At 33.8% G+C, this 12,135-nt stretch carries 11 protein-coding genes; 7 read left to right on the forward strand and 4 right to left on the reverse strand.

What is annotated here, in order from left to right; genetic code table 11:
• Window positions 1-462 precede the first annotated feature (462 nt).
• The 3 genes from CD126_RS10845 to CD126_RS10855 all read left to right on the forward strand — a co-directional run bounded on the left by CD126_RS10845 (window position 463) and on the right by CD126_RS10855 (window position 3,990).
• A complete protein-coding gene (locus CD126_RS10845; protein WP_232620106.1) occupies window positions 463-2,127 on the forward strand; it encodes a CDP-glycerol glycerophosphotransferase family protein in 1,665 nt (554 codons plus the stop codon).
• Between the two features lie 2 nt (window positions 2,128-2,129).
• On the forward strand, window positions 2,130-2,774 hold the full coding sequence (locus CD126_RS10850; protein WP_049406325.1) for a YdcF family protein: 645 nt from the start codon (window positions 2,130-2,132) through the stop codon (window positions 2,772-2,774).
• Between the two features lie 244 nt (window positions 2,775-3,018).
• A complete protein-coding gene (locus CD126_RS10855; RefSeq protein ID WP_049406323.1) occupies window positions 3,019-3,990 on the forward strand; it encodes a tRNA dihydrouridine synthase in 972 nt (323 codons plus the stop codon).
• Between the two features lie 86 nt (window positions 3,991-4,076).
• On the opposite strand, the gene CD126_RS10860 is transcribed toward CD126_RS10855, so the two are convergent.
• Window positions 4,077-5,180, reverse strand: a complete 1,104-nt coding sequence (locus CD126_RS10860; RefSeq protein WP_103370497.1) for a hypothetical protein — start codon at window positions 5,178-5,180, stop codon at window positions 4,077-4,079.
• Window positions 5,181-5,368: 188 nt separating this feature from the next.
• Window positions 5,369-6,238 (reverse strand): LysR family transcriptional regulator, encoded by an 870-nt coding sequence (locus CD126_RS10865; RefSeq protein WP_049406320.1) that lies wholly within the window; start codon window positions 6,236-6,238, stop codon window positions 5,369-5,371.
• Window positions 6,239-6,348: 110 nt separating this feature from the next.
• Between CD126_RS10865 and CD126_RS10870 the strand changes: the two genes are divergently transcribed.
• Window positions 6,349-6,918 carry a LysE family translocator gene (locus CD126_RS10870; protein WP_103370498.1) on the forward strand — a complete coding sequence of 190 codons (570 nt, stop codon included), beginning with the start codon at window positions 6,349-6,351 and terminating at the stop codon, window positions 6,916-6,918.
• 33 nt (window positions 6,919-6,951) lie between these two features.
• Here CD126_RS10870 and CD126_RS10875 read toward each other — a convergent pair whose 3' ends face one another.
• Window positions 6,952-8,835, reverse strand: coding sequence for a glycosyltransferase family 2 protein (locus CD126_RS10875; protein WP_049406316.1), 1,884 nt, complete (start codon window positions 8,833-8,835; stop codon window positions 6,952-6,954).
• A 342-nt stretch (window positions 8,836-9,177) separates the two neighbouring features.
• Window positions 9,178-10,056: a LysR family transcriptional regulator gene (locus CD126_RS10880; RefSeq protein ID WP_103370499.1), complete on the reverse strand. Its 879-nt coding sequence runs from the start codon at window positions 10,054-10,056 to the stop codon at window positions 9,178-9,180.
• Window positions 10,057-10,182: 126 nt separating this feature from the next.
• Here CD126_RS10880 and CD126_RS10885 point away from each other — a divergent pair, with 126 nt between their 5' ends.
• The 3 genes from CD126_RS10885 to CD126_RS10895 all read left to right on the forward strand — a co-directional run.
• Window positions 10,183-10,746: a DapH/DapD/GlmU-related protein gene (locus tag CD126_RS10885; protein ID WP_186311579.1), complete on the forward strand. Its 564-nt coding sequence runs from the start codon at window positions 10,183-10,185 to the stop codon at window positions 10,744-10,746.
• 36 nt (window positions 10,747-10,782) lie between these two features.
• Window positions 10,783-11,763 carry an alpha/beta hydrolase gene (locus tag CD126_RS10890; RefSeq protein WP_049406313.1) on the forward strand — a complete coding sequence of 327 codons (981 nt, stop codon included), beginning with the start codon at window positions 10,783-10,785 and terminating at the stop codon, window positions 11,761-11,763.
• A gap of 108 nt (window positions 11,764-11,871) precedes the next feature.
• Window positions 11,872-12,135, forward strand: a 264-nt coding sequence (locus CD126_RS10895) for a cyclophilin-like fold protein (protein ID WP_240626089.1), incomplete at its 3' end; no start/stop codon positions are given.

Raw genomic sequence — 12,135 nt, forward strand, 5'->3', positions numbered from 1 at the left:
CTTTATTACTAATTTAACTTATTTACTAAAGAAATAAATATATTTAAAAAACTTGTCTTTCTATATATATATCTAACATACATATAAATTTTTATAATGTATTGATTTCAACATATAAAGTATTATAATATAATGTGTAAATATCTAGTTATAATTACTAACTATTGGTGATACTTACTAGGTATCACTATTTATTTATGCTTTAGGAGTGAAGGGAATGTATCTAGAGAGATTTAAGGATAATATAAAATTGAAAGATGGGATGCATGATTTTAATTTTATCTCTGTTATAAATAAAAAGAAGAGGTTGCCTTTTAGAAAGTTTTATATTTATCATAATACTGAAATCGTTCATTATACTAATGAGGATAGAAAGATTAAAATACTTGAAGTTACAGAAACCCTAAGTTAGAGGGAACTCAAATAGCAGTATATATAGATCCTAATGGTAATTTGTCATTTATGATTTTCAAACCACATTCCAGGCTCTCTAATGAAGAAGTTTTAGAAAAAGCAGAATCAACACCACCCCATAGAGTGAAAACATTTAAATTCGGTAATTCTCTTTACGTTTTCGGAGTACTTCGATTTAGATACGCAAACATGCAGACAGTAAACTTAGCAGTCGGCTATGATAAAAGTTTAACTTATCAATTTAAATACCTATTCTCTAAGAAGATACGTAAATTTTTTAGAGAATTTACGAATAAATTCTTTTTACCATTCCACATAGGTTACGCTAAAATTCCATTACAAGATTTGTTCACAAAATATAATAACAGTAGTGAAATTAATAACCCTCTTTATATAAAAAGTGTTAACAACAATAATTTAAACTACTATTATCAACTAAAATTTAGAGGCTTTGATAAATATAATAGAAATCATTACGTATATTCTTCTAAAAGGTATAATTTAAAAAAGAAAGAAATTACTACATTTTTAAGAAAGTCTATAAGTGGACAATTAGTATTGGTAATAACCGACCATCTTAAATTTACTGTTCCACTTAAAGAAAAGATAGGAAAATTTTTAAGTATCTTTACGTCAAAAAAGAAAGACGTATACTTTGAAAAGTTTAGTAAAGGGGCAAGTGAATTAGCATTTGAAGTTTTTAAAGTAGCCTTGGAAGCCCAAGATGAAGATGCGCTATTTATCTTAAGTAAAGAAAATGAACGTTTTAAAGAACTAGAGCGTTATTACGGTAAGGATAGAGTAATCGCACATAACTCGATACGTGCTTTCAAATATATCTTTAAAGCTAAGCGTCTTATTTCATCTGATCTCTCTACGCACATATTGAGATCGTTATATGACAATAGTAAATTGTTGAAGAAAAAAATCTTAAACACCGATAAAAAAATCTTTTTACAACATGGCATCTCGCTAGCGACAAACGTATTTGAAAGAGGATATTATAATCCACGTGTACCTATAGCCCCTGACTACATTGTGACTAATTCTGATTTAGAAAGCTTTATGTTCCACCAATACACAGATTATCAACCTAGCCAACTTATACAAGAAGGAACCCCTAACTTAGACTTATACGTAAAAAATACTTACCCACAAGATGAAATAACATTTATTTTGACATGGAGACCCTGGGATTTAACAGGAAAAATTGAAAAGGATTCCTATTTAGATAGATACTTACAATTCATTGAATTAATAACTAACAATGCTTGGTTTAAAGACAAAAATATAAATATTATACTCCATCCTAAGGCTAGAGAAATTTTAGAAGAACAATTTCCACAAACCTACGAAAACTTTAAGCAATATCTTTATTTAGATGATATTAAAGATGCCTTATTAAAATCAAAAGTGGTAATAACTGATTATTCTTCTATTAGCTTTTATGCATTTACAGGTGGAAGCAATATAATATTTTTCTGGGGAGATAAAGAGAAGGCAGAGAGCGAGTATGGTGCACCTAATATATTACAAAGTTATAATGCATTCGGTGACATAGTTAATACCATTGATTCTAAATTACTCTCAACTATACAATTGAATTATTCACAACAACAGAACTCAACTTATATCGAGCGGTTTAAAAATTTAGTAGAATATACAGAAGGAAATAATTCGCTAAATGTCTATAATCGAATAAAAGGTCTTTAAGTATGTCTTCGAAAAAATTTATCATTATTATTACAATAGCTATAGTTTTCATAGGGTTTATGTTAACTAACAGAAACTTAAGCGATGATAGCATAAAAGTATGGGGTCTCGACGATATAAAGTATATGCCTTTACAAGATAAAATAACTAAAATATACCAACAACAAAGTCATGCCTATGTTGTATTGGGAACTTCACTGACAGACAATGGAAGGTTAAAATTATCATCTAAGAAAAGATTATCTGTAGCCTTAAAGGCATATAAGAAAAACCCTGAATCAAAAATTATTGTTTCAGGAGGTAAACCGATAGCAGGTATTACCCAGGCTGAAGCCATGGAAAAGTGGCTTATTAATCATGATGTACCTGCAAATAAAATTATTAAAGAAGAAAAATCGACTAATACTATACAAAACGCAGTTTACTCTATGAAAATTATAGATTCTCACCACTTTCAATATATCACACTTATTACAAGCCAATCTCATATGAGAAGAGCCTATTTATTATTTGAGCATTTAGATTATGCTAATAGGTTAGAATCAAACTTAGTTCCTTATAAGAACGAAGACTCTTACGAATACACAGAAAAAGAATACAATACTACTAAGAAGAACTTAAATGATTTAAGAAGATATTATAAATAAATTTGCGTTATGCACTTCCACAATATCTTAACTATATAAATTAAGATATTAATGGGGAAACTGCATAACGCTTTTAGTTAACTAATCCTCTAAAAACTTCTAGTTCAGTCTTTTTTAGACTCCCAGCAGACTTCCCTCTCAACTTTCTGAGTCGTATCGCTATACCTTTGTATAAGTCTGAGATTTGTGGTAGTATCATCATGGATAAATTTCGATATTACTAAACAAGAAGGTTTAATAGATTATGAAAGATAATTTTTGGAGTGAATTACCTCGCCCGTTCTTCATTCTGGCACCAATGGAAGACGTGACGGACATCGTCTTCCGTCATGTAGTCAGTGAAGCTGCGAGACCTGATGTGTATTTTACCGAATTCACTAACACAGAGAGTTTCTGCCACCCAGAAGGCATTCACAGCGTGCGTGGACGTCTGACTTTTAGTGAAGATGAACAGCCAATGGTCGCGCATATCTGGGGTGACAAGCCTGAGCAGTTCCGCGAGATGAGTATTGGCCTAGCTGAGATGGGCTTTAAAGGCGTGGATCTGAATATGGGCTGTCCTGTAGCCAACGTCGCGAGCAAGGGTAAGGGTTCTGGCCTGATTCTCCGTCCTGAAGTTGCGGCAGAGATTATTCAAGCAGCGAAAGCAGGTGGGCTTCCTGTCAGCGTTAAGACACGTTTAGGTTATTATAAAATTGAAGAGTGGAAAGAATGGTTGAGACACGTCTTCAAGCAAGGTATTGCTAATCTCTCTATCCATCTTCGTACGCGTAAAGAGATGAGTAAAGTCGATGCCCATTGGGAATTGATTGAGGCGATTAAGACTTTGCGTGACGAGATTGCACCGGATACGTTGTTGACGATTAACGGTGATATTCCAGATAGACAGACTGGTCTTGAACTTGCCGAGAAATACGGTGTCGATGGTGTTATGATCGGTCGAGGTATCTTCCACAATCCATTTGCGTTTGAAAAAGAACCTCGTGAACATAGCACAAAAGAATTATTAGATTTATTAAGACTCCATCTCACATTATTTGATAAATATTCAGCAAACACTGGTCGCCCATTCAAGAGTTTGCGTCGATTCTTCAAGATTTACGTTCGCGGCATCAGAGGTGCGAGCGGTTTACGTCACGAGTTGATGAGTACTAATTCAACTGATGAAGTGCGTAAGTTGCTGGATGAGTTCGAAGAGCAGATGGATGGAGAGTAGTTGTAAAGGCGAAAAATTGATACTAAGTGTAAAGTGCACCCCAGAGGTAAGTTCTCGGGGTGCATTTTTCTATTTAATAGCGTAACCTATTGCTCTTTCTCATTCTTTTCTTTTAGTAGTTTATTTAATTCTGTTTCAAAATCTTTTAAACTTATAATATCCCCTAATTCATCAATTACTTCATCAATACTTTTAGAACTCTCATTTTCTTCGCTTAAATATGGAACTATGTTATCTTTAGATATTGCGCCGTTTTGATTTTTGAATTCGTATATGTTTGGAGCAATATCTCTCTCAAAATTAAAACCTTTTTCTTCGCAAACAATTTTAAACAAACCTTCCCATCCCTCAAGGCTTCTTAAAATAACTATTGTATCTAGATCTCTTAGAATTTTTTTGATTAGTATTTTTGCACTTAATTTACTACTTTCTAGACCATCTATATTACCTATCGCCTTACCTTTATTAGATCGGTATGGAACTAATTCAATATTAGCAATACTCATGTTAGAAAGAGCTTCTTCAAAATCTTTTTCAATATCATTTTTTACATTTTTAACTTCACACATTTTTTCAAAAATAGAACGGTAATGTTCTATAGCTATTCTATATTTAGTGCCTTTTTCACTTAAAGAATGGCAGTAATAATTTTTTAAATAATATGCAATTGAAGAAAAAGCTTCCCCTTTGTTTTTATACAAACAATTTAAGTTACTTGGATTCTCTTTATATAACTCGTAAAATCTTTTTAATTCTATAGAAAGAACATTTTCTTTAGATAATATATGATTACGATAAAATTCATATAACTGATCTTTGTTATTTGAATCACCTAGATAAACTTCATTTGATTGATTATTACTATTCTCTCTTTCTAACTCTTCTTTAATATAACCTCTTATTGTAGTATATTCTTTCGCCTCCTCATCCGTTATAAGAGTTCCAGGGTTAAGTAATCCAACAACTACTTTAGCCTTATCAATATCTCCTAATACGTGGTTAGGTATACCCCAAGCTATTGATTGTGATTTAGCATTTAAATTATCCTTTTCATGTACCCATGAAAATTCTTCAACATTCTGAGAGTCTTCTTTAGGGTCTTCATACAATTCTTGATATTTTTCAGGTTTTTCTTCAACATTTTCCTTATCCCAAAATTCTTCTAACTCATTCCATAAACTTTCACTCATATCTCATCTCTCCTATGCATTGATTATCAAACGGTCACATATTTTAAAAACCGCTTCACACACCTAGTTAAACAAATAAAGTGGACAACAAATGTCCACTTAAAAATGCATAGGAGCGTCAAAGATACATTCACTAAATTTCATACTGCCATCCCTAAGAAAGCACTATTTCCCAACTCCCACCACATCTACAACTCTCCTACTTCATCGATCACAAGCTGATTAATATCTTTATTCCAAGGATAGGGCTTTGTCAGGATATAAGTCCCAAGCTTATCTATAGAGAATTCAGGCTCAATAATCTTTAACTGTTGTGACTCAATCTCTTCTCTAACAGTCCGATAGGGTAAGAAAGAAAATCCAATATTATCCAACAATAATGATTTAATGACGCCAATACTCCATAATTCTGTCGTTTTATTAATTTCAATTTGATAATCATGTACAATTTGTTCAAACATATTACGATAAACTGATCCTTTTTCATTAATTACGAAATGATTATACTGCTTATCATTCAACAATTCATCAAAGTTATCAGGAGCATCCTTATGTGCCACGATGACTACTTCTTCTTCACAAATTTGCGTCGCTTCTAACTTCTCATGATGCACGCCGTCATTTAAAACGAAAGCAATGTCCACCTCATCTTCAAGTAATTTCTGGTGATTCATACTACAACTGTTATTTTGAAGATTAATATCAATATGTGGATAGTAGTGAATCATATTTTTAATGACTTCACTCAAACCGCTAATCATCAATGACTCTGGTGCAGCAATTCTCACTTTACGAATCGCCGACTTATGTTTTGACGCTTGTTGGATAAGTTGTGATGCATCATCAATTTGATTGATCATGGGCATGATTTCTTTAAGAAATGAGGTCGGATGTAGCTGCTTTTGTCGATAATCGAACAACTTTTGGTTTAAGTTTCTCTCTAACAACTTCACCTGTTGCGTCACGTTCGATTGCGTGTAATTCAGTATTTCTGCCGTTTTCGTATAACTTCCTGTTTCAATTAACGTTTTTATGATTTTCACTTGTCTTATTTCCATCGCATAATCACCTTTTAGAATTAGTAAAATTAATACTACTATTATTAACATTAATTTTACTTATAATAACCTACCCTCATATAATAACACAAGGAAGGTAGGTCGATAATATGTTGTCTCTATTAATATATGTCTTTGTTACTTCAATTACTCCTGGACCAAGCAACTTGTTTATGATGAATGCGACACGAATTTATGGCTTTCGTGATGGTAAAAACTTTATTTTCGGTATTCTTTCAGGCTTCGTATTTCTAGGCTTAATTTCTTATATCGCCGTATTATTATTTAGCAATTATATTCAATACATCGAGACGCCGCTTAAATACTTAGGATTTATTTATCTTCTCTACTTATCTTATAAAATACTCACTTCAAATAATGGAAAAACCACTTCCAAAGCCTACAAAAGCTTTAAAAGCGGTTTTATCCTTCAAGTACTCAATATGAAATCTCTATTATTTTTTATCACGCTAGTGGGTGCTTTCATCATTCCGATGGCTACTGACTCCACGTGGGTACTTATTGACCTAATTATTAGTGTATTTATCGGTTGGGCTTGTCTCTTAATTTGGGCATTTGCCGGAAGTGTACTTAATGAATGGTTAACGCGCCATCAAACGGCCTTCAATATCGTGATGGCTTTACTCATTCTTTATTCTGCAATCTCAATATTTATATAGATGTTAGAGGTTCTGGATGACTCTAACCACCCTTTACTTCACTACTTCTACAAAGTCTTTATTCGCAGTGAGGAACAGTCCATCTTGCGTCACTAATCTTGGTGTTGAATTTTTGGTATAAATAATGTCCTTAATTGTCAATTTCTTACCGACTTTAAGCGTTTGAACCGCTTCACCTTTAAACGTGCGTGTATCATACAGTTTACATGTTTTAGAAATTTTCACTTTCTGAGGCACGTCAGTGATATATTGATCTAAATTTGAAGTATCAATTAACGCCACAAAGTCCTTGTTTGCCGTCAAGATACTACCATCTTGTAATACGAGGCGTGGCGTGCCTTTAGACGTATGTTGAATATCCACCGCTTCAACTCTTGTTCCAGCCTCCACGGTCTCAATAGGTGCTTTGAACGCGATATCTTCATAACGCTTCACTTTCTTCAATGTCATGAGTGGCCCTGGCACTTTTGTAAAATATTTATCGCTCAAGTCCACTTTTTGTTGTGCTTTCTCTTTATTCATCAACTCGACTTTGAAATTTTGACGTTTCATTTGGTATAGGTCATTAAAGCTAGGATATGAAGCATACACGAGTGAGAATTCACCTTTTCCATATTCAACACTCAAATTCACATCCACAGTATCTAACTTTTTAAATGCTTCATGTGAAACATAAATTCTGCCATCCTTATATTCAAACGGCAATTCCGCTTCATTTGGCACATTATTGATTTCAACCGCCTTCACCGCTTGAATTGTGACATTATCTGCCTTAAAGACACGAATAACCTCATATTTTTCACCCTTAATCACATGCGTACCTTCATAAACTGGATAGCAATCCACCGCAAGAGGTTCAAACAATTCATAAAATCGCGTAAGATTGCGATAAATCTTGCCATCTTGAATCGTAAATTTCCATCTTTTATACACAACATCTGATACGAAATTGATAAATTCTTCCTCATTTGCCTGATGATAAAATGTATGCAGTATTTCAAATATTGGATCCGTAATCAGAGCCTTAACTTCAAAACCGCACTCACTCATTTTACGTTCTACTTCATCAAAAATCTCATAAAACGCGGGTTTATCAGGCGATTTCACAAAAGTTCGCGTGCGTAAGAAACGTGCAATATAGTCCATCTCAAGCACTCGAGATAACGCCATTCGCTTAAGCTCTGAAGACATCTCCATGTCACAAGTTCGATTGAGAATCTCTAAATTCAATCTCGCTTTCTCTAACATGGACGTTTGTTTGATCAACGAGACATTGTCGTCATAGCGATTGACATGATACATCGGTATCGTAGTCATCGTAATATCATTCACTTTAGAGAAGAGTTGGAAGAAAAATAACTTATCTTCTCCATACTTCATATGCTCAAATTGAATGTCATTGTCAACAACAAGTGAACGTTTAAACAGCTTTCCTGGTGGCCCCACAGCTCTAAAGATTTTCTCGATATCTTGTGGCTTTAAGTGAGATTCATCCTTATAATTTGTGAACTTACCATGATAGCCCACACCTTTAGAAGTATGTTTGAAGCTCTGACCGATACCGAAATCAGCATCATCTGTATTTACTTTTTCAACTACCTTAGGGAAACCTTCTGTATCTAACCAATCATCCGCATCCAATAACGTAATATATTTACCTTGAGCCTCTTGAATTCCCACATTTCTCGGCTCAGCAGGACTCCCTGTATTCTCAGGTAATTGAATTAATCGAATAAAATCATAGTCCTTTTCATAACTTTTAACCATCTCCACAGAGCGATCTGTCGAACAATCGTCCACAAAGATAGCCTCAATTCTGTCTTTATCTATTTCTAAATTAATTAACGATTCTATACACTGATTTAAGAAATTCTCCTTGTTATATACTGACACAATAATCGAAACGAGTTTAGTCATGTTGTTCTCCCTCACTTTTAATTCTCATGTTAGTTCATATCTTTGATGATAAGATGCGCTGTCTCGCTTTCCTTATACCACCAACGATAAATTGATTACGCTTTAGCTATTTGAAAATGTTCAAAATCATTCGATTCACTTAAATTAATCATAATATACAGAACCTTTAATGCAAGTAGTTTTCTAAAAATCTTCTCTCTATACATCTTTAAAATACTTAGATAATTTTAAATCTATTAAATCATAGAGTCATATACAACTGATAATAATTAATATATTTGATACATAGGATAGCGTTTACTATAAAAATTAATATTCTAAATAAAGTATTTAATGAACACTTTACTCCTCTTCTTTTAATACATCTTTCAACTTATTCAAAAATAGTTGCGCAGATAATGATAATGCACGTTCTTTCTTCCAAATCACACTCAAACTTGAAGTAATTTCATTATCAAAGGGTATAAACTTCAAATCCGTACCTGTCGTATTAATGATGCCGTCCAGACATATCGCATGACCTATGCCTGCTTCGACCATTAAAGATGCGTTATACAGTAAATTGTAATTCGCAATAATGTTCATTTCTACTTCATTTATTTCTAAAAGATTAGCAAGCATCGTTTTTACGCCATCTTGTCTTGAAATGATAAGCGGTTGATTGAATAATCTGGTCGCTGAAACAGAAGTTAACTCCCCTAGCTCTGAATCTCTTCGTGTCAGAATTCCCCATACGTCCTGATTATTCAATGGTAAACTTTCATAATTCACTTTATTAATAGGCTCTACAATGATTCCAAAGTCGATTAAACCATTATCTAACTTTTCTAAGATTTGTTCTCCATTACCGCTAAAAGTATCAAACTTCACTTCTTGTTCTTCACGAGTCACTTCCTTAATTGCTTTCATCACACTGCGATTTACTTCAGATTCTGCCATTCCAATCGCAACTTCTCCGATAATCTTCTTATTTGTGATATTTCTTGCCGTTTTATCTACTAAATTAATAATATCTCTCGCTTGATTGAATAAGTAATAACCTTCTTGTGTGAGTTCAATCTGTTTTCCTTTTCTAATAAATAACACAGTATCTAACTCTTCCTCTAAATCCCTTAGTTGACGTGACAACGTGGGTTGTGTGATGTGTAAGAGCTTAGCAGCTGCACTAATATTCCCTTCTGAAACTACTGTTAAAAAGTAACGTAGTACTCTATTTTCCATTTTTGAACTTCTCTCCTTTTATATACTTAAAAAGCATAATCATTTATTTAGTATAAGCATTGGTAATATTTGAAATTATACCATATCATAAGACATGTAATAAGTTACGAAAGGAGTGTTAAATTATTGGCTAAAAATGTCTTAAGTACTAATATCCAAAATCGAATTGTCCAAGAAAATGAAGAAGTTTTTCACGAAATACATGAAATTGTAGATAAGAACGCACCATTAATTCACAATTTAAACAACAATTATCACGATAAGGAAGAAGCCCTGGACATCCTCTCAACTATTACAGGCTCAGAAATTGATGCAAGCGTAGCCATCAATCTACCGCTATATACAGACTTCGGCAAGCACATAACTATCGGTAAATCTGTATTTATCAATAGTAACGTCATGTTAACTGATTTAGGTGGTATCACACTGGAAGATCATGTGCTAATAGGTCCGAGAGCCAACTTACTCACTGTGAACCACCCGACTGACCCGTCTCAACGTAGAGGTTTAATCGTTCAACCTATCACGATTAAAGAGAATGCATGGATTGGCGCAAATGCGACCATTCTTCCAGGTGTCACAGTAGGAGAGAACGCAATCGTAGGCGCTAATGCTTTAGTGACCAAAGATGTGCCCCCTAACACTATCGTTATGGGTAGCCCAGCTAAAGTTGTTAAAAATATTGATTAACGAAGAATAAATTAAATATCTTAGGAGGAATTAATAATGAATCAAGCTCTAAATTTAGTTCAAACATGGGATAAAGCTTTTTCTAAAAGTGAGAAAGTTGAACATACTAAAGTTACATTTACGAATCGTTATGGTCTTACACTTGCCGCAGATATGTATATTCCGAAAGACGCATCCAAAGATGATAAATTACCAGCTTTAGCAGTGAGTGGACCCTTTGGAGCAGTAAAAGAACAATCTTCTGGTTTATACGCACAAACTATGGCAGAAAAAGGTTATTTGACTATCGCCTTTGACCCTTCCTTTACAGGAGAAAGTTCAGGATCACCACGCTACGTAGCATCGCCTGACATTAATACAGAAGACTTTCAAGCAGCGGTCGATTTCTTAAGTAACTATCACCTAGTAGATGCTAATCGTATCGGCATTATTGGTATCTGTGGTTGGGGCGGTATGGCACTGAATGCTGCCACAATCGACACTCGTATCAAAGCCACAGTCACTTCCACTATGTATGATATGAGTCGTATTAACGCCAATGGTTACTATGATGAGGAGGATAGTGCAGAACAACGCCACGAGAAGAAATTATCACTAAACAAACAACGTACGTTAGATTATGCATCACAAGACCCAGAACTCGCTGGTGGTGTAATTGATCCCGTACCAGATGATGCGCCTCAATTCGTCAAAGACTATCATGCTTATTACAAGACTGGGTGCGGTTATCACCCTAGATCACTCAATTCTAATCGTGGATGGACAGTAACTAATCCTTTATCATTCATGAATATGCCACTTCTGCAATATGTTAACGAACTACAAAGTGCCGCAATGTTAATTCATGGTGAAGATGCACATTCTGTTTACTTTAGTAAAGATATCTATCAAGAATTGAATGGCGATAATAAAGAATTGCATATCATTCCAGAAGCCGTTCACACTGACTTATATGATCAAGTTAATGTGATTCCTTTTGATAAAATAGATCACTTCTTCCAAACTTATTTGAAATAAGTGACTCGATAAGAGGCAGTTGTTCTTACATTTAAAATTTAAATAGACAAACAAATTTAACCAGCCTATGCGTTTTAAATAGCTAAACACATTAAAGGAGGTAATTGGTTGTCTACTATTACTATCAGCATTGACAACTATAACTTCTCTGCGACTTTGTTTGATAACCCTGTAGCAACTGAAATTCAAGCACTCTTGCCATTTGAAATAACGATGCAAGACTTAAATAACAATGAAAAATATTATAATTTCTCTCAAACATTTTCAGCAAAACCTAAGAATATCAATAACATCCATAAGGGAGACATTATGTTATACCAAGATAATTGCTTAGTTATCTTCTATGATGACTTTGAAACGAACATTCAGTAT

The organism is Staphylococcus pettenkoferi (assembly GCF_002902685.1).
In the GTDB taxonomy this organism is placed as follows: Bacteria; Bacillota; Bacilli; order Staphylococcales; family Staphylococcaceae; genus Staphylococcus; species Staphylococcus pettenkoferi.